Source organism: Kaistella sp., assembly GCF_041824135.1.
Taxonomy (GTDB): domain Bacteria; phylum Bacteroidota; class Bacteroidia; order Flavobacteriales; family Weeksellaceae; genus Kaistella.
The window spans coordinates 17,958-36,946 of sequence record NZ_JBGZYM010000082.1 but is presented as its reverse complement, the minus strand read 5'-3'; the positions used below and the strand labels follow the sequence as shown (position 1 = coordinate 36,946).

14 protein-coding genes are annotated in these 18,989 nt (G+C 35.0%); 7 read left to right on the top strand and 7 right to left on the bottom strand.

Translation table 11 applies throughout. From position 1 onward, the window contains the following. Window positions 1-259: 259 nt before the first annotated feature. The 5 genes from ACEYOS_RS09845 to kdsA all read left to right on the top strand — a co-directional run bounded on the left by ACEYOS_RS09845 (window position 260) and on the right by kdsA (window position 9,414). Window positions 260-3,745 (top strand): DUF2723 domain-containing protein, encoded by a 3,486-nt coding sequence (locus ACEYOS_RS09845; protein WP_373708514.1) that lies wholly within the window; start codon window positions 260-262, stop codon window positions 3,743-3,745. Between the two features lie 30 nt (window positions 3,746-3,775). Next, complete coding sequence (locus tag ACEYOS_RS09840) at window positions 3,776-4,765, top strand: adenosine deaminase (RefSeq protein WP_373708513.1); 990 nt, start codon at window positions 3,776-3,778, stop codon at window positions 4,763-4,765. 204 nt (window positions 4,766-4,969) lie between these two features. Beyond that, window positions 4,970-7,969, top strand: coding sequence for a reprolysin-like metallopeptidase (locus ACEYOS_RS09835; protein ID WP_373708512.1), 3,000 nt, complete (start codon window positions 4,970-4,972; stop codon window positions 7,967-7,969). Between the two features lie 48 nt (window positions 7,970-8,017). Beyond that, the gene (locus ACEYOS_RS09830; RefSeq protein ID WP_373708511.1) at window positions 8,018-8,458 is read left to right on the top strand and encodes a hypothetical protein; all 441 of its coding nucleotides are present in this window, start codon (window positions 8,018-8,020) and stop codon (window positions 8,456-8,458) included. A gap of 146 nt (window positions 8,459-8,604) precedes the next feature. After that, window positions 8,605-9,414, top strand: a complete 810-nt coding sequence (gene kdsA, locus ACEYOS_RS09825) for a 3-deoxy-8-phosphooctulonate synthase (protein ID WP_373708510.1) — start codon at window positions 8,605-8,607, stop codon at window positions 9,412-9,414. 9 nt (window positions 9,415-9,423) lie between these two features. Here the strand turns inward: kdsA and ACEYOS_RS09820 are convergent, their stop codons facing one another. Continuing rightward, entirely contained in the window at window positions 9,424-10,530 is a 1,107-nt protein-coding gene (locus ACEYOS_RS09820; protein ID WP_373739317.1) for a hypothetical protein, read from the bottom strand. A gap of 136 nt (window positions 10,531-10,666) precedes the next feature. Here ACEYOS_RS09820 and ACEYOS_RS09815 point away from each other — a divergent pair, with 136 nt between their 5' ends. Both ACEYOS_RS09815 and ACEYOS_RS09810 read left to right on the top strand, forming a co-directional pair. After that, a complete protein-coding gene (locus tag ACEYOS_RS09815; RefSeq protein ID WP_373708522.1) occupies window positions 10,667-13,066 on the top strand; it encodes a TonB-dependent receptor plug domain-containing protein in 2,400 nt (799 codons plus the stop codon). A gap of 205 nt (window positions 13,067-13,271) precedes the next feature. Then, complete coding sequence (locus ACEYOS_RS09810; protein ID WP_373708508.1) at window positions 13,272-13,661, top strand: hypothetical protein; 390 nt, start codon at window positions 13,272-13,274, stop codon at window positions 13,659-13,661. A gap of 110 nt (window positions 13,662-13,771) precedes the next feature. On the opposite strand, the gene ACEYOS_RS09805 is transcribed toward ACEYOS_RS09810, so the two are convergent. The 6 genes from ACEYOS_RS09805 to ACEYOS_RS09780 all read right to left on the bottom strand — a co-directional run bounded on the left by ACEYOS_RS09805 (window position 13,772) and on the right by ACEYOS_RS09780 (window position 18,954). Then, the gene (locus ACEYOS_RS09805) at window positions 13,772-14,065 is read right to left on the bottom strand and encodes a type II toxin-antitoxin system RelE/ParE family toxin (protein WP_373708507.1); all 294 of its coding nucleotides are present in this window, start codon (window positions 14,063-14,065) and stop codon (window positions 13,772-13,774) included. Next, the gene (locus tag ACEYOS_RS09800; RefSeq protein ID WP_373708506.1) at window positions 14,062-14,319 is read right to left on the bottom strand and encodes a hypothetical protein; all 258 of its coding nucleotides are present in this window, start codon (window positions 14,317-14,319) and stop codon (window positions 14,062-14,064) included. The genes ACEYOS_RS09805 and ACEYOS_RS09800 overlap by 4 nt, the downstream gene beginning before the upstream one ends. 81 nt (window positions 14,320-14,400) lie before the next feature. After that, window positions 14,401-15,930, bottom strand: coding sequence for a nitrilase-related carbon-nitrogen hydrolase (locus ACEYOS_RS09795; protein ID WP_373708505.1), 1,530 nt, complete (start codon window positions 15,928-15,930; stop codon window positions 14,401-14,403). A 30-nt stretch (window positions 15,931-15,960) separates the two neighbouring features. Next, window positions 15,961-17,010, bottom strand: a complete 1,050-nt coding sequence (locus tag ACEYOS_RS09790; RefSeq protein WP_373708504.1) for an anhydro-N-acetylmuramic acid kinase — start codon at window positions 17,008-17,010, stop codon at window positions 15,961-15,963. Between the two features lie 75 nt (window positions 17,011-17,085). Beyond that, complete coding sequence (gene lptC, locus ACEYOS_RS09785; RefSeq protein WP_373708503.1) at window positions 17,086-17,676, bottom strand: LPS export ABC transporter periplasmic protein LptC; 591 nt, start codon at window positions 17,674-17,676, stop codon at window positions 17,086-17,088. A 3-nt stretch (window positions 17,677-17,679) separates the two neighbouring features. After that, window positions 17,680-18,954: a hypothetical protein gene (locus tag ACEYOS_RS09780; protein WP_373708502.1), complete on the bottom strand. Its 1,275-nt coding sequence runs from the start codon at window positions 18,952-18,954 to the stop codon at window positions 17,680-17,682. Window positions 18,955-18,989 lie beyond the last annotated feature (35 nt).

The window sequence follows — 18,989 nt, the reverse complement described above, 5'->3', positions numbered from 1 at the left end:
TTAGGCCTAGAATGTTATCGTGAACATTAGTCATTATTTCGTCATTTTAGTCAATTAAAACCGTCTGCAAAAATACTAAAAAATAAATAATTGAACAATTAATACCTGAGTTTGTGTTTCAAACTATGAGATATGTCATTCAATCATGCAGTTTATGGCGGTCTGCCATTTCGCAAAAACCAAGCCACATGCTTAAATTTTGTTAAAATGAACATATAATAAGTTAAAAACCTTATTTTCGCAACATTGAAAATTTACTATGAAAAATTGGTCTTTTAAAAAGTGGAATACCTTGTTGGGATGGGTGGTATTCGTTATTGCATTCTTTACTTATCTCTCTACCATGGAACGGAATTTTAGTTTTTGGGATACGGGAGAATATATTTCTTCTGCCGTAAAACTAGAAGTTACCCATGCTCCGGGAGCGGCTTTATTTCAGCTAATTGGTGCCGTTGCCGCTGTGTTTGCTTTTGGGAATGGCGAGAACTATTCGGTAGTCATCAATTCAATGTCAGCCTTATTCAGTGCATTTACAATACTATTTCTTTTTTGGACCATTACGCATCTTGTAAGAAGATTGCTTCATAAAGATTTTAATGATATTACCAAGCACCAAGAAATTTCTATTTTATTTGCCGGTGTAATTGGCGCTTTATGTTTTACTTTTTCAGATACCTTTTGGTTTTCAGCTGTAGAAGGGGAAGTTTATTCAATGGCGTCCATGTTTATCGCTCTATTATTATGGTTAATAACCAAATGGGAAAATGAATATTTAGAGAGCGATAATGAACGTTGGATCATTTTAATATTCTTTGTCACCGGTTTATCAGTCGGTGTTCACATGATGGGCATGTTAGCGATTCCAGCAGTTTGCTTTATTTATTATGCTCGAAACTACACCTTTTCTTGGAAAATTTTTCTTTGGGCAAACGTGATTACCTTAGCAATTCTATCGATTGTATTTAAAGGAATCTTCCCTTTAATAATGACTTTATTTGGAAAGATGGAAGTATTTGCTGTGAACGGACTTGGAATGCCGTTTCATTCAGGAACGATCATCGCCTTTATTATATTAATTGCAGTTTGTTACTTCGCACTAAAATATGCTCGAAAAAGCAAAAAGAGTCTTTATAATACAATGGTTCTTTCTGTAGTTTATATGATGATTGGTTTTTCTTGCTGGATGGTTATTCCAATTCGGGCAATTGCAAATCCGCCAATGAACTTAAATAACCCAGATAACGCCATCGGAATGCTCGATTATTACAATCGGGAACAATACGGTGACTGGCCAACTTCTTACGGACAAAATTATACGGCAACTTTAGATGCTAATGGAATTCAGAAAAACGAAGACGGAAGTTATAAAACTACAAAAACGGGTGACGTTTACGAAAAAGATGACCAGGCAAAAATGTATCGAAAAGTAGGTGAACGCTTCAATTATGTTTACAGCAAAGAACATGTAAGCTTTTTGCCTCGAATGTTTAATGAAGATAAAGGCGTGATGGAAAATTACATTTCGATGTATGGTGCGCCCGATTTCTCTTTTAATTATGCCAACGAAGATGTTGCTGACAATCCGGAAGCAATTAAAATATTTGATGATCTACGAAAAAAGTATGAGGAAGGAACCATCAAAGCAGACGATTATTTGCAGGTAAAACCTTATAATTTAATCAATGTTCAAAGACCTTCTTTAGCACAAAATTTAGATTATTTCTTCACCTTCCAAAATGGTTATTACTTCGTAAGATATCTGATGTGGAATTATGTTGGTCGACAAAATGACCTTGAAGGAAATATGGAAAACAATCGTGGAAACTGGATTTCCGGGATCTCGTTTATCGATAACGCCATGTACGGTGATCAGAGTAAAATGCCGGCTAAATTTAAAAATGAAAGTACTGTGGGCTTCTTCTTCCTGCCTTTATTGTTGGGGTTAATCGGATTTTTCTTTCAACTCAATCGGGATTTCGGGCGATTTTATGCCATCCTGTCCTTATTTATAATAACGAGTGTTGGAATTATTTTCTACACTGGAGTCAAACCGTTTGAAGTTCGGGAAAGAGATTACGCCATGGTTGGTTCCTTCTACGCATTTGCGATTTGGATCGGTCTCGGTGCCGGAGCCATTCTCTGGTATTTGCAGGAAAAAGTGAAATCAAATTCTTTAAATATCGGCGCTGGAGTAATTCTTTTAGGAGTTCCATTAATGATGGGCTTTCAGAATTATAACGTTCACGATCGAAGCGGGCGATACACTGCTTATGATTACGCTTATTCAACTTTAAAATCTTTACCGAAAAATGATATTCTCTTTGTTTATGGTGATAACGATACCTATCCAATTTGGGGAATGCAGGAAACATCAGGACTTAGGGACGATGTAAAAGTGGTGAATTTCACATTGCTTTCAACACCGTGGAATATCGATCAGGTTAAGAGAAGAACTTATAATTCAATGCCGGTTCCTTCTACTTTTGTTCATGAAGATTATCGTGATGGAACGAATGATCAAATATTCTTAATGAGTAAAAAAGATTGGGAAAACATCTTTGCCAATATGAAAGAGCAAGGTGCGCCGGATAGCGTTTTTCCTGAGTTTAGAAAATTTTTGACGCAAGATTCAATGACTTTAAAAGAAGCGGTCAACTTTATTAAAATTAAATCTGATGATAAAGACCAGATTTTGAAAATGATCTTTGGTGAAGCTAAATATGAGAAGTTCAATTTCTTGCCAGTTTCTAAATTTATCTTGCCGGTAAATAAAGCAAATGCATTAAAATCAGGAACCATCGCGCAAAAAGATTTAGCAAGTACGCTAGATCAAATTACGATTGATTACAAGAAAACGAGTATGTTCAAAAACAATTTATTGTTGATGGATATTCTGGCGAACTTCGATTGGAAACGTCCGATCAATTTCTCTTCAGGTGGAATTTACGATCCTGAAAATTTATTCTTCTTAGGAGATTATCTGCAATATGATGGATTCAGTTATCGCTTAGTTCCAATCGAAACCAAAGAACGTCAAGACGGAGAAATGGGTAGAGTAGATGCGAATTCACTTTACAATATTGTTAAAAATTATAAGTGGGGAAATTTCAAAGACTTAAGTGTTCACTTTGATGAAACATGTACGCAGAATATTGTGAGTTACAGAAGTTCCGCAAGCCGCGCGGCAGAAGCTTTAGCACTTTCCGGACAAAAAGCAAAAGCAGTTGAAGTATTGGATTTAGCCTCGAAAGAAATTCCAGTTGCGAAGTACAATGATCCACGTTCTTTAAGTTCAATGGTTTATGGTTATATTGTTGCTGGCCAAGAGCAGAAGGGTTTAAAACTCGCCGACGAATTGAAGAAAGGGATTTTTACAGAATACGATTATTACAATGGTCTATCAGCAAAAGAGCAACGTTTCGTAATCAGACAAATGCGAACCAAACCAATGGAATATTCATTAGTTGTTGGTGCAGTTGCCGATGCTTACACCAAAATTGGACAACAGGCAAAAGGTTACGATTATTTGGTGAAATCGATTGAACCGATTGACAAGAAATTCAACGTTTTCATAAAAGATCTACAAACAATGGGTAAAGAAAAAGCCTTTAAAGAAGCAGAAAATGTTCAGAAGATAACGCCTTTCTACACCTATTTATTCGACATTATGGAACCTTACGATTCCACTTATTCCAAGGAAAAGGAAAGCCAGATCACTTCAGCAATTATGAAAGCGACTCAATAAACAATTGCATTAATTTAAAATTAGTAAGAAATGACCGTTTCAGAGTATATCAAAGAAGTTCCAAAAGCAGAATTACATCTTCATATCGAAGGGAGTTTTGAACCAGAATTGATGTTTGCAATTGCCCAAAGGAACAACATCAAAATTCCGTACAAAAGTGTTGAAGATGTCAAGAAGGCTTATCAGTTCAGTAACCTTCAGGATTTCCTAGATATTTATTACGCTGGTGCAAATGTTCTTATTCACGAACAGGATTTCTATGATTTAACGATGGCTTACTTTAATCAGTGCGCCAAAGAAAATGTTGTGCATACAGAGATCATGTTCGATCCACAAACACATACCAAAAGAGGTATTGAATTTTCTACGGTAATTAATGGAATCCAGCGTGCCAGAGAACAAGCCGAAAAAGAGCACGGAATTTCTTCATTATTAATTATGAGCTATCTGCGTCATTTATCCGAAGAAGATGCCTTTGAAACATTAGAGCAATCACTTCCTTACAAACACCTGATCAAAGCAGTTGGACTGGATTCTTCGGAAAAGGGAAATCCTCCATCTAAGTTTCAGAAAGTTTTTGAAGCTTCGATTAAAGAAGATTACATTCCTGTAGCGCATGCTGGCGAAGAAGGTCCCGCAGAATATATTCATGAAGCTTTGGATTTATTAAAAGTTGCCAGAATCGATCACGGAAATAATTGTTTGTCTGATCCTCAATTAGTTGAACGATTAGTTAAAGACAAAATTGGTTTAACAGTTTGTCCGCTTTCAAATACTGCTTTAAGAAATGTTGATCACATTGAAAATCATCCTTTAAAAAAGATGTTGGATTTAGGTCTAAAAGTAACAGTAAATTCAGATGATCCCGCTTATTTTGGTGGGTATGTTACCGAAAATTATCTGGCGTGTATCGAGGCATTGAATTTATCATTAGAAGACGTAAAACAATTGGTTCGCAATTCTTTTGAATGTTCATTTTTATCAGATGAAATGAAAGAAAAATATCTCGCATTGATTTGAGTTGTACTTTCAGATCCTTGAAGGAGCGCTTAACCACTTTATAAATTAACTAAAATCTAATAGCCATTAGGTTGCTTAGCTCTTTTTACTTCAATTTCTATTTTTTTTGTTGAAACAATAAGTACCTTCAATTTAATTAATTAAGGGGTGCAATCACTCATGAAAATTTTATGTCGTTGTATTACATTTGTAAAAACCAACGCCATGAAACAATTATTACTTATTTGTATGCTTTCGTTCGGAATGGTAAATTCCCAACAAAACACAGAAGACGAAATCCCTGGAAAGGTGTATCCTATTGCATTACTTTCTTTGCAAAACTCTGTTAATACACAGAAATCTTCACCTAAAAGAATTAAAAATTTGAGTATTACTTTGCCCAATTTTTCTGGTGAAAAAGTGCTTTACAGTTTGACTGAAAATGATTTAACCACCGAAAGAGCAAGTAAGGTAACTACTTTCGACGGTGTCTCTACAGATGGAACTTCCAAATTAAAACTTTCACTATTTGAAGATCATATTATAGCGATCGTCAAAAATAAGGAAGGCTATTTTTATGTTGAACCTTACAAGACCTCGTCTGGTAATTATAGAATTTACCCAGCCTTCGCTGATTTCGGAGTTAATTTCAGCTGCGATAATGCCGCAGATTCTGATTTGATGAGAGAATTAATTGCAGTAAAAGACAATCTTTCCTCAAAACTTTCTGCACCCAATTTTCCTTATGGAAACCAGTTAAGAAAATTCAGAATGGCAATCGCGACGACCGGAGAATTTACTCAGGCATTTGCAGGAAACCAAGATAATGCCTTAGCAGAAGCTTTAAGTATGCTTAATTTAATTAATTTAATTTACGAATCTGAAGTATCAATGACTTTTAATGTAATATCGAAAACAACTGACAAAACCTTAATATTTACAAATCCAGCTTCCGATCCATTTACAGTAGATCCTTCTTTTGCGAGTGCCGCAAATTCTCAAACAGGTTTTAATACGATGAACACCAATGAGACTTTGCCCTATTCATTATATGACATTGGACACACTTTCCATATTGTGACAGGCGGTGGCGCACAAGGACAGGCTGGAAATCAACCTTGCAACTCAACATCAAAAGCAAGAGCTTGGAGTCAATGGAATATTACCATGCCCAAAGCAATTACAGCAAATCTCATTGTGCACGAAATGGGTCATCAATTTACAGCAGGTCATACCTACAATGCAGTTGGTGGAACTAGTGGTAGCCCAACTTTCTGTACTTCTGGATGGAGCAGTACAGCAGCTGTAGAACCTGGCGCTGGTACAACCATTATGAGCTATGGAAATAATTGTACAGTGCCGAATAATCAAACCAATAGTGGAAACAACGGTCTAAGTTATTTCAACGCAAAAAGCTTGGATCAGATTACTAATAATTTAACAGGAGGTGCGAACTGTTTTGCAACAGAAAGTACAGCAAATCAATCGCCTGTTGCAAATGCTGGACTAGATATTACGATTCCAAAAAATACTCCATTTAAATTAAATGGTTCTGGAACCGACCCTAATGATATCAATTTATCTTACACCTGGGAACAGGCAGATAATGCAAGTGCAAATGATAAAGGTGCTTTTGGTAGCACAGTGGCTGGTGCAGGTGGATACGTTGCAAGCAATAGTACTGCCAGTGCGCCCTTGTTTAGATCTGAGCAAAGTACTTCAAGCACAGAAAGAACATTTCCTAAGTTGATCTATGTTTTAAATAACCAAAATTTACCGCCGGTTAATGAAGCCGAAGTGCTTCCAGCAGTACCTCGCAATATGAAATTTAGATTTACCGTAAGAGATAACAATGCATTATCAGGCGGTGTAGATTCTGATGAAATCGCTGTGACTGTTGATGACAGCGGACCGCTCCAAGTTACCTATCCCTCAGTGGCAGGTATCACGGTAGCTGCTTCATCTGCAACAAATATTACATGGAATGTTAATGGAACAAGTGCTTTAAAATCAACAGTAAATATTTTACTTTCATTAGATGGTGGCAGCAGTTTTCCTTATGAACTAGCGATGGATACGCCAAATGATGGTTCGCAATCTGTTACAATTCCCAATGTACCTGGTACTTCAAGTGCGAGAGTTAAAATAGTTGCAGTTATTAATCCCAATGCAGAATTTTTTGATGTATCGGATAACGATTTTACCATTACTTCTACTTGCAATGCTTATCAATCTTTTATTACTCCTACCACTTCTGTTAACACAAATGTTGGATCTGCGGAGAGCAATCTAAATATGGTAGCGCCGGTCGCAGCGGGCAATTCTTTTACTGTTAAAAATATCGATTACAGTACTGCAACGCTGAATAACGTCTTTTCATACAATGATGCTACAAGTACAAGTCCTATGCTAGTTGCTAGTAATTATCCTTCTGTGACCTATAGTTTTAGAGTGACCAAAGCCGGAAGCTATGTCTTTACTAAATCAAGCGGTTTTTTACTGGTAACCATTCATTCTGGATCACCATACACCTTAGGAAATTTTGTAGCTTCTAATGCCAACTATAATGGTGCAGGTGGTTATACTTCAACCACCTCCACTCAAAGTATGATACTTCAAGAAGGGGTAACCTATTATGCAGTAATTTCTAACTTTAGTAATCCTCCAAATAGTTTAACTTACAATGTTACCAGTACGGGACCAGGAAGTCTATACAATCCATTAGCAACACCGGCAGGTTACAGTTATACTTTCGTAGCGATTAATAATGCAGACAATAAAATAAAAGCGGTGAGCTCAACCGCAAATTTCTCTACTTTACCAGCTGGAACTTATACCGTGAAAGGAATTTCTTTCCCTACGGCAACTAATAGTTCTCTCTTCGTTAATCAAACCGTTGCAGAATTAGCAACTGCGGGAACGTGTTTTGCACTAAGTGGAAATGAAAGATCTTTGAAATTGAATGCTGTTTTAGCATCAATAGAAAATGCAAATTCGGTTAAAGAATTTTTGCTAGCTCCAAATCCTGTCGATAATTATCTGACTGTTAAGAGCAAACAAAACATAACAGGTTATCAAATTTTTGATGTTTCCGGAAGATTGATTGATACCAATGTTTTCAAAAACGATAAGATAAACTTTAGCCGTGTCAAAACGGGAACTTACCTTCTTCTATTATTAAATGAGGGAAAAGTAGTTCATCAGGAAAAAATTATTAAAAAATAATTAACTTTGAAAAAGCCATCGCAGGGTGGCTTTTTTTATTAAAATATTATGAAAAGTACTTTACTAATAGTTTGTCTGCTTCTTTTTGGATTCGTTTTCGGACAGAACCCGAAAGAATATATTTTTAAATTCAATGTGAGAAAATGGAATAAAGAGTTTATAAATCTGCAAAAGCAAAATCAGGAAAAAGCAGCTACAATCAATCTTTTTGATGTTTATGGAAAACCTGTTTTATTTAATTTACAGAAGAGAAGTTTTTCAGAAGTGGAAGTTCCAAATGTAAAAATCTTTAAAGGAAAATCAGCTGATGATTCTAAATTAATAACGCTTACCATTTTACCAAAAACAATGAGCGGCGCTTTTCTGGAAAATGGGGTACAGTATTTTATCGAACCTTTAAAAGGCAATTGCAACAAATATAAAGTTTATACCAAACCTGAAATTGATAAAGAGATTGAAGTTGGACAAATCAATGATTATATAAAATAATTAAGTAGAACAGGCTAGAGCCTGTTTTTTTTTTACAAAAAGCATTTGGACTTAAGAAAACTGATGAGAAATTTAATTGAAAAATTCCGTATTTTTGTAAATATCTAGAGATTTTAAACGTCAATTTTCAATATCAAACATTATAAATGATTCAATACTTAGAAAACATTCATCACAAAGATTCAAAAAACTTTTTCCTGATTGCCGGACCGTGCATTATTGAAGGGGAGGAAATGGCTTTAAATATCGCGGAGAAAATTGTGGAAATGACTAATAAATATCAAATTCCATATATTTTCAAAGGAAGTTTTAAAAAAGCCAACCGAAGCAGAGTAGATTCTTTCACCACCATCGGCGAAGAAAAATCTTTGGAAATTCTACGTAAAGTAGGAGAAACTTTTAATATTCCTACCACAACCGATATTCACGAAAATGAACATGCAGCTTTAGCAGCTCAATATGTTGATGTTTTACAAATTCCTGCATTTTTAGTTCGTCAAACCGACTTATTGATCGCTGCGGCAAAAACGGGGAAATGTGTGAGTTTGAAAAAAGGCCAGTTTCTCTCTCCTGAATCGATGCAGTTTGCAGTGCAGAAAGTAAACGATTCGGGGAATCCTAAAACCGCAATTATCGAAAGAGGAAATTCTTTTGGTTACACCGATTTAGTGGTTGATTTCAGAGGAATACCGACCATGAGAAATTATTCGCCTGTTATTTTAGATGTGACCCATTCTTTGCAACAACCGAATCAAAGTTCTGGCGTAACAGGTGGCAGACCAGAACTTATTGAAACCATTGCCAAAGCAGGAATTGCTGTAGGTGCAGACGGACTATTCATCGAAACGCATCCCGATCCAAGCTGTGCACTTTCTGATGGAGCCAACATGCTTCGATTGGATAAACTGGAAGAATTATTACAGAAATTAACACGAGTAAGAGAAGCGATTTTATAATCGCCTCTCTTATTTTTTTGTAGAATATATATTATATTTTAATCCTACTGAAATGGCATTATCTACAAGTTTTGAATTAAATCTCGCAAATCCTTCAACTGCTTTATATCTTGCCCCAACTTCAAAATAATTATTGACAAAAGCAGTAAAATATTTGTGTGATTCTTTGCTATTATTGTAACGAATAAATTCATCAGTCACTTGTGAAAAATTCACGATACTGTAAGAAGCATACAATTTAAAATCCTTGGTCTTCACTGGATAATATCTTAAAAGAACAGGTAGTGAAATAATCCTGGTGTAAGCTCTGTGATAAGGAGAAAGCTCCACATTTTCGTCTATATTATAAATAGTAAATCCAGGTGCAGCCGCCACGGCAAAACTGTAATTGTTAAAAGGAAGGTGATATTCAAATTCATATCCGCCGCCGAAACCAGCTTCGCTCAATTCTTGTTTCTGAGTATATAACGCGAATACTTTATGCTCCATATATCCTTTCGCTTTCTCATATTTGGTGGATGTTACGCCATCACATTGGTTAATCTTATTAAAATAGTTGATCAAACTGCTCTCAACGTAGCGAACATTATTAAAATCGATATTGCCACAATTTAAGTTCTGGAGCGTTGTTACATATTCCTTGTTGCTGGTTTTGTCACCATTGTCCAGAAAATATTCTTTAAATAAAAGCGGTTTAATTCCGTCTGAATTTGCGGTAGAATAGTAATATGCTTTATTTCTATTATCAGCAAATTTGTAAAGATTGTACTTTCCAAATACAATTTGCTCGATAAAATGTTGCTCTTTTTTAAGATTGAAATCCTTATTTTGATCTAAGGTCTGGAAGTTTTCAGAATGTCTTGAAATCTCAATATCCGCTTTTATAAATTTTGTTTTAGCAGTAACATCAACTTCTTTGATTTGGTTCATTCCAATTTTTTTTAATTGATTTGAGGCGTCTTTAAATTCAAATGTTTGCGGCGTGAGCACTGGCGTATTGTATGCAACACTTCCCGCTACCTGATCATTGTTATTAAGAGTGACTACCGCTGGTTGAAATTTCTGTGCCTGGACAAAAATCATCAGAAAGACTGAAAAAAAACTGATTTGCTTCATATATTTAATTTTTTCCGAAATTAGTTAAAATATTTTAACATTTGCACTCAAAAACAAACTAGTAATTATTTGATTTTTGCTATCTTTAAAATCTAAATTTCCAGCCTTGAAAAAAATTTTATTAGCCTTATTGGTGATGCCTGTTTTTGCTTTTTCGCAAATTAATCTGAAAGTATTAGATGAAGACGGCAAACCTGTTTCTGAAGCCACTGTTTCTTATAATAATCAAGATTTTACAACAGACGATAAGGGTTTTGTGAAAATTCCTTTAGCAGAATCTGACCAATTACTATCGGTTCAAAAATCCAGCTTTAGAGGTTTTAATAAAAATATTAAAACCAATCCGAAAGTTCAAGATGTAAATGTTCTTTTTGTTAAAGCTGAACGGGAAACGGAAATTGAAGAAGTAGTATTTCAGAAAAAAGGAAAACCAAAAGTGACCGATTTAACTTCCATCGAGATTTCTGCGAAAGAAGCCCAACAGGTTGCTTCACTTTCCGGTGGAGTTGAAGGGCTTTTGAAAACTTTACCATCCGTAAATTCCAACGCAGAACTGTCGTCACAATATATGGTGCGAGGTGGGAACTACGATGAAAACCTTATTTACATTAATGATATTGAAATTTACCGTCCGTTTTTAATTCGAAATTCTTTGCAGGAAGGATTGAGTATTATTAATCCGGACATGGTTCAAGCCATCAACTTTTCAGCAGGTGGTTTTGAGGCGAAATATGGCGATAAAATGTCATCCTCTTTAAATATCTATTACCGCCAACCTACGAAATTTGAACTTTCAGGAGAAGCCAGTTTAATTGGTGGAAGACTTACGACAGGTTTTGCTTCAAAGGATAAAAAACTATCAGCGATGATTTCCGGAAGATACCGAAATACCAATTTGGTGTTGAATACCTTAAATGAAGATACCGATTTCAACCCTCAGTACATGGATTTCCAGACCTACATTAATTATAAATTAAATGATAAATGGGGCTTTTCCTTCATCGGATATTGGAGTAAGAATGATTACGAAATGATTCCGAAAGTGAAAGAAGTTGAATTTGGAACGTTGCAATCTCCTTTAAAACTAAGCGTTTTCTACAGTGGGAAAGAAGATGACAAGTATAAAAATATGATGGGCACTGCTTCCATTAATTTTAAACCTAACAAGAAATGGGCTTTCACTTTAGATAATTTTGCTTACCAAAATCGGGAGCGTGAATATTATTCAATTGCATCTGGATATTTATTACAGACTTTTGATCCGGTTACCGGCGAACCTGTTGCTTCTTACGATGTTGGCGGACAGATCGATCACGCTAGAAATGACTTAATGGTGAAGACGTATGGAACTCAGTTTAAGACGAAATTTTCGCCAGACATCAATACTGATTTTGAAGTTGGTTTAAAATTCGAAAAAGAAAATCTAAGAGACTTTACCAATGAATGGCAATTGGTGGATTCTCTCGGGTACAGCACGCCTCGAAATTATGTTGATCCTGGAACTTTGGATCCTTCTCAACTTCGTTTGCGTTATAGCATTTCTGGTGCGAATCATATTGAACCGACAAGGATTTCGGCTTATGCTCAATATTCTAAAAAGTTTTATTGGGGCGAGAACCGCGTCTTTGTAAATGCGGGAGTTCGGGCGGCTCACTGGGATTTTAATGATGAAACGATTATTTCACCACGTGGACAGATCGCCATCAAACCAAACTGGGATATGGATATGTTATTTACCGTTTCCGGAGGTGTTTATTACCAGGCACCTTTCTACAAGGAGATCAAGGATGTTAATGGAATGTTTAATCCAGACATCAAATCACAACGTTCCATTCAGATTATCTTGAAAAATGATTATGAATTTAAAATGGCCGAACGTCCGTTTAAGTTAACAACTGAAGCCTATTATAAAAAACTGGACAATTTAATTCCGTACTATTTAGATAATGTTAGAATCAGATATTCAGGTAAAAATAATTCAGAAGGTTATGCTTATGGAGTTGATACCAGATTATTTGGGGAATTTGTTCCGGGTGTAGATTCATGGATCTCGGCAAGTTATGCGAGAGTGTATGAAAATATTGATGAGCAAGGATATATTCCGAGACCAACCGATCCGCGTTTCCGATTCTCTATGTTCTATCAGGATTATATGCCGAAATTTCCGTCGATGAGAGTGAATCTTACTTTGGTTTATGCCAACGGACTTCCATCAGGAACACCGATTTCTCTAGATGAATTTGGAAAACCAGATTTCGAAGCACCATATAATTATCAAAGAACTTTGCCTTCGTATAAAAGAGTTGACATTGGTTTATCTAAAGTATTTATCGATCAAAAAGACAATAAAGTAAACGGAGGTTTCTGGGGTAATTTCAGAGAGTTGACTTTAGGAGTTCAGATCTTCAACGCCTTTAATATTAGTAATACGGTGGCAAATCAATGGGTCAATGATGTGAATTCTGGTTACAATTATCCTGTTCCTGTAAGATTGACGGGGAGATTCTTTAATGTGAAGTTAGAATTTAAGCTTTAAAAAGAGCCAAGTAAAAAGTAAAAAGTGCCAAGTTGGAAGAAGTTTCTAATTGCTGTATCTCCTTTTATTACAATAATTGAATCCCGAAAATATTTTTGTTTTCGGGATTTTTAATAAAATTCTAGTAAAAACATAATGAGTCTAAGTTGCTTTTACAAAAGGCTTAATTAATAAAGCTTAATGGTTTCGGGTAATTAACTTGAATATGAGAATATATATTGTATTTATTGCGATTTTATTTACATCTTGTAATAACAGAAATAGCAACGAGTTTTTAAAAATAGTAACAAATGATAGTGTCGTTTGGATTTTTTATGAAGGAGATTATCTGCATTATAAAAAAGTTGGCTTCAATACAAGATATAAATTTTTTGAAGATGAAACCTATCAAGATACATTATCGGTAAAACCTTTCGGTAGAGGTGAATGGACCGTTATAAATAATATAATAAACATTAATGCAGATTCTTATCATATAAAATCTTACAATAGCGATAGTATTATTTTGGAAAATAATAAAGGATTAGAAGCACGCCTTTATAATACAAAATCATCTGCAGTCAAAGCAATGATTCAATACAATGATTCAGATTAAAAGAATAACTGGTACTGCGCTATCGAATCCTTTCGTGTGCTATTGTAAGTCAAATAGCAAACCCACCGCAATTGCAGTGGGTTTGATTTTAGATAAATTTTTTAAAAGATTTAAATCTCACTTATTTTATCTTTACCAATTTGTGCGTGAAGAACAGCAAGCACGATGATTTTATTTTCTTCAATAATATAGTAAATATGATAATCGAATTGTTTTAAAAGTTTTGTTCGAACTTTTGAATATTTCACTACAAAACCTTTTGGCGTATTTAAAATACTGTATTTGGCTTCTTCAATTCTGTCTAAAAAATCTTCAGCTAATTTGGGGTTTATTGAAAAGAAGTAATCCACCGCATCTACAATATCATCGTAAACTCTAGGTCTATTTTCAATGAGATAATTCACAAGTTGTATTTTGTTCTAATACCTTTTAATAGCTCATCAAAATTCAAATTATTATTAGGGTTTTTCTTATAATCTTCTAATCTTTCAGCTACAATTGCTTTATGCGCTTCAGGGATTTCAATTTCTTGGTTGTCCTCAAAACCACCAGTTTCGGTAATTTTAAATTTTAATTTCAAAGCTTTACCAAATGCTTTTAAAGCTTCAGATTCTTCAGAAGTGTTTGGTTCAAAAATGATGATTTCTAATGCTGGCATTTTAGTAAATATTTAAAGTAAATGTACAAATTAATTTAACTCATAAAAAATCCCGAAACTATAATGGTTTCAGGATTTATTTTATTCAGTGTCATTTTCCGTTTCATTCTTAAGAGAAATGGTATCATACAAATCTTTCCTTCGATCACTCATCGTCCTTACCGCACCATAATGATGAAGTTCTTTCAATAGATTCAAATCAACATCCACAATTAAAGTCATTTCTGTATTGGGTGTCGCTTCTCCTTTAATGGCATTCGATGGAAAGGCAAAATCTGATGGCGTGAAAACCGCAGCTTGTCCGTACTGAATATCCATATTATTAACACCTGGTAAATTCCCGACGCAACCCGCAATCGCAACATAACATTCGTTTTCAATCGCTCGCGCCGACGCACAATTTCGAACGCGCATATATGCATTCTGAGTATCCGTTAAATAAGGAACAAATAATATTTTCATTCCCTGATCAGCTAAGATCCTCGGCAATTCAGGGAATTCTACATCGTAACAAATCACCAAGCCGACTTTTCCACAATCGGTATCGATCACTTTTATTTGATCTCCACCTTTCATTCCGTAAAATTTCTTTTCGTTCGGCGTGATGTGAACTTTTCTGTGTTCATCAATCTTTCCGTCACGGTGAAGTAAATAAGAAACATTGTATAACTCGTCATTTTCCACCAAAGGCATACTTCCACCAATGATATTAATGTTATAACCGATCGCTAGTTGAGACAATTTATTCTTAATTTCCTCGGTGAATTCAGCCAGTTTAAACATACTATCTCTTTCGTTCAAATCGTTGAACGGAGCGAGTAGAGGCGTATTAAAGAATTCAGGGAACATAATGAAATCCGATTTGTAATCTGCCATTACATTCACAAAAAACTCTACTTGTTCGTAGAACGCTTCCAGATCTTTAAAATGACGCATTTGCCATTGTACCAATCCCAAACGAATCACAGAATCCTGCATCGTATTCGGCTTCTTGCTGTAATAAATGTTATTCCATTGCAATAAAACAGCATTTTCTGCGGAATGCAGATCTTCCGGTAAATAATTTTTTAAAACCCGAACTGGCAGGAAATTATTAGCCAGTTGAAAACTTAAAACGGGATCATACAATTCTTTTTTTCGAACTTGCTGAATGTATTGTCTCGGAGAAAGTTCGTCACTGTGCAAATGATAATTCGGAATACGGCCACCAACGATGATCGACTTTAAATTTAAATTCTCACACAATTCTTTTCGGGCATCATATAACCTTCTGGCTAAACGCAGTTCTCTAAATTCTGGATCAACAAAGACTTCAATTCCATACAATACATTTCCCGTGTCAGAATGGGTATTGAAGCTATAATTTCCGGTAATTTCTTTATAGGTATGATCGTCACCATACAATTCATATTGAACAATCAAAGACAAACAAACGGCCGCAATTTTACCATCAACCGTAATACAAATTTGTCCGTCAGGGAACATTTTAACCAGTTTTTTAATGCTCGCTTTTGACCAAATATTTTCGGACATTGCAGGATATGCCTTCTGCATGGTCTCTTTGAGTTCGTCGTAATCGTCAATTTTTAAAGGTCTAATATCTATTTGCATTGAGCTGTATTTTTTTTAATTTTTTATTGGTTATACTATAATTCCAGAACAGTGATCTCGCGAACTTCCGGTAGCGGATGATAAAATATTGTTTTCATTCGTCATTCTTAAAACCCCCATGAAGGCAAAAATCAAAGCTTCTTTAAAATCAATCAATTCTTTTTCAGGAATAATAATTTCTGTTTCGGTTTTAGCTTTAATCCTTTCCACTAAAAAAGAATTGTACGTTCCACCGCCGGTAAACAGAACTTTCTTAATTTGATATTGATTAAAAATGTTGGCGATTTGAATTGCAGCGTGTTCCGTGAAAGTCGCTAAAATTGTTGCTGGATTTTGATTTTTAAATTTCGTTAAAATATTTTTCGAAACCCATTCCATACCTAAGGATTTTGGCGGATTTTGTTGATAATATTCAATAGAATTTAAAGCTGACAAAAGCTTATCATTAATTATTCCATTTCTTGCAAGATCACCATTTTCGTCGTATTCTTTTCCTAATTGTTTAGCAAAATCATTCAGAACGATATTGACTGGACAAATATCAAAGGCAATTCTTCTTTCATTTTCTTTAAACGAAATATTGGAGAATCCACCGATATTTAAACAGGCATCAAATTCTGAAAACAATAGTTCGTCACCAATCGGAACTAACGGTGCTCCGTTTCCGCCCATTAAAACATCCTGACTTCTGAAGTCGTAAATAACAGGAATATCTGTCAGCAGTTTAATTGCGCGACCATCTCCAATTTGAACGGTAAATTTTTTCTGCGGCTGATGAAAAACGGTATGTCCGTGGGAAGAGATAAAATCGATATTTGTTAAAGAATATTTTTTAATAAATTCTTTTACTTTTTCACCTAAATAAAAACCATATTCAGCATTAAGTTCAAAAATACCTTCGGCGGATAAATGAATCGCATTTCTTAATTGATGTTCCCAAGTTTCAGAGTAAGGAAAAGTGGAGGCGTGCAAAATTTGAAAGTTCCATTTGCCGAATTCATCTTTTTCAAAAGAAGCATGACAAATATCCAATCCATCGAGACTGGTGCCGGACATTAAACCCAATGCGTGAAAAGTCATATAATCAAAGTTTTCCTAAATGTAAGAATTTTTGCTGTAAAAGTTGAGATCGCAAGCCGACAAGAGTAGCGAATACTATCGGTCTTTCTCCGGGATTTTCTGAGCATTGATATCTCCCGAATTATTGTAGAAGGTATATTCAGAAAAATCATCTTTTGCTCTCATTCCGTTGGCACCAACTAGGGTAGAACCATCTTTATCAGTAACGTAAACGGTGTCGGAAGTATAAATTACTTTTTTTACCTGATCCCAATAAACCGATTGCATAGCAAACATTTGATTTTCATTGCTAATGATTTTTACATTGCCTTTAGCTTCGTAGAATTTCTTTCTTTCGTTGAATTTGGCATACTTCGCAGAGATTTTCCCAGGTTCGGTGGGTTTCTTCTTATCATAAAAAAGAATATTAATACCTTTTCTTGCGACAATATACGGTGAATCAATATATTCGTATTTCTCGATGAGTGGAGCAGTCGCGCGTAATTTGACCATCCCAGAATCCCGCTGGATGATATTCGCATTATTAATGATCTGCGACGGGAAATTAGTATTCCTGTTTTTATTGATTTTCGCCAGATCTTCATCACAAGATATCAAAGCAAAAAATATAGCACAACTAAAAAAGCCGGCTATATTTTTATATACTATTTCTTTTATGAAATTCATTTTTTAATCATAAAGTCGTTTATTAAACCACTTGTCAGCAAAATTAATTCCTATTTTTACATTGATAAAATTTTGACGGATCAAATTGTTATCCAATGTTCCTCTTTTACCTAATTCAATTCCTAAATCGATTCCACTCATTCTGCTTGCACTCCTATTCTCGAAAGGAAAACTCATTCCTCCGGTAACCGCAAACTGATTGATATTGGTTCCGTTAAAAGCTAAATTTCCTTTTTCATAATACGCTCCGTATCGGTAAGTAACACGGGAAAAGTAATTTCTAAAGTTGTTGTAGTTTGGCAAATACCAACCTCCGGCAGAAACTTTATAGGAATTATCATTAACAAAAGGTTGTCCTAAAAACTGAATTGTTTCTCCTTTCTTATAATCAAGCTGCGTTCCAACAAACCACTTGGCGTCTTTTCCGTAACCGGCTCCGACAGAGAATTCCATTGGGATTAGATTTTTATCTTCACTGAATTTTTCTTCAATAATACTCACATTATTTTTGGTTTCTCCGTCCGTGTAATAATAAGTACTGTTGATGTAACTTGTTTCCATCAGACCAGTAGTTCCCAAAGTATACGTAGCTCCTAAAGTTAACTTTCTATCCTTTTGAAGTTTTTTCTGATAAGCTGTACCCAACGTGAAATTAAAGGTTTTCACTTTATTCTTGGTTTCATAACCATTGATCAATTCAGCATTTGAAAAAGTCAATTCGTTAATATCATATAAATTTCCAAAGAAGAAATTAGATCGAAGACCTAAAGCAAATTCTGGTGTAATTTGATAAGATAAAGCCGCTTGCACAGTACTGATTGTCCCTTCACCACGATAAAGACTTGCCTGTGTACTTCCGCTGCCTAATACTTCATTGGTTAAAACCGTGTACTTTTTTGAACTGTAAGGTTGGTAACCCATTCCGAATTTCACTTTACTGGAAATTGGGAAAGCAATTGTAACGTTAGATAAGTACGATGAATGCTTGGTCACACTCATATTATCGTTGTTAGATTTGAAGAAGTTATTCTCATTACTTCCTTCAATCTTCAAAGTAGTTAGCTCTAAATTTTTATTGGCTGCCGGGTTGCTGAAATTAAAGTTGTTGTTGAAATCCCAAATATATGCGGTAGAAATGCCACCCATCGCACTGATATCGGTTGTATTATCATACTTTACATCACCGATTCCAAAGGCAGCATATGGAGAATTACCTATCGTTTGTGCATTTAATAAATAACCTGCAGCAATCAATGGCAATACAAAAAATCTTTTCATTCTCTATTTTTAAAAATAATGCGCAAATATCTTAA

What these genes read in the sequence shown, in the direction of transcription:
- ACEYOS_RS09845 (WP_373708514.1), top strand. Translation starts at nt 260, where the DNA reads ATGAAAAATTGGTCTTTTAAAAAGTGGAATACCTTGTTGGGATGGGTG.
- ACEYOS_RS09840 (WP_373708513.1), top strand. Translation starts at nt 3,776, where the DNA reads ATGACCGTTTCAGAGTATATCAAAGAAGTTCCAAAAGCAGAATTACAT.
- ACEYOS_RS09835 (WP_373708512.1), top strand. Translation starts at nt 4,970, where the DNA reads ATGAAACAATTATTACTTATTTGTATGCTTTCGTTCGGAATGGTAAAT.
- ACEYOS_RS09830 (WP_373708511.1), top strand. Translation starts at nt 8,018, where the DNA reads ATGAAAAGTACTTTACTAATAGTTTGTCTGCTTCTTTTTGGATTCGTT.
- kdsA (WP_373708510.1), top strand. Translation starts at nt 8,605, where the DNA reads ATGATTCAATACTTAGAAAACATTCATCACAAAGATTCAAAAAACTTT.
- ACEYOS_RS09820 (WP_373739317.1), bottom strand. Translation starts at nt 10,530, where the DNA reads ATGAAGCAAATCAGTTTTTTTTCAGTCTTTCTGATGATTTTTGTCCAG.
- ACEYOS_RS09815 (WP_373708522.1), top strand. Translation starts at nt 10,667, where the DNA reads ATGCCTGTTTTTGCTTTTTCGCAAATTAATCTGAAAGTATTAGATGAA.
- ACEYOS_RS09810 (WP_373708508.1), top strand. Translation starts at nt 13,272, where the DNA reads ATGAGAATATATATTGTATTTATTGCGATTTTATTTACATCTTGTAAT.
- ACEYOS_RS09800 (WP_373708506.1), bottom strand. Translation starts at nt 14,319, where the DNA reads ATGCCAGCATTAGAAATCATCATTTTTGAACCAAACACTTCTGAAGAA.
- ACEYOS_RS09795 (WP_373708505.1), bottom strand. Translation starts at nt 15,930, where the DNA reads ATGCAAATAGATATTAGACCTTTAAAAATTGACGATTACGACGAACTC.
- ACEYOS_RS09790 (WP_373708504.1), bottom strand. Translation starts at nt 17,010, where the DNA reads ATGACTTTTCACGCATTGGGTTTAATGTCCGGCACCAGTCTCGATGGA.
- lptC (WP_373708503.1), bottom strand. Translation starts at nt 17,676, where the DNA reads ATGAATTTCATAAAAGAAATAGTATATAAAAATATAGCCGGCTTTTTT.
- ACEYOS_RS09780 (WP_373708502.1), bottom strand. Translation starts at nt 18,954, where the DNA reads ATGAAAAGATTTTTTGTATTGCCATTGATTGCTGCAGGTTATTTATTA.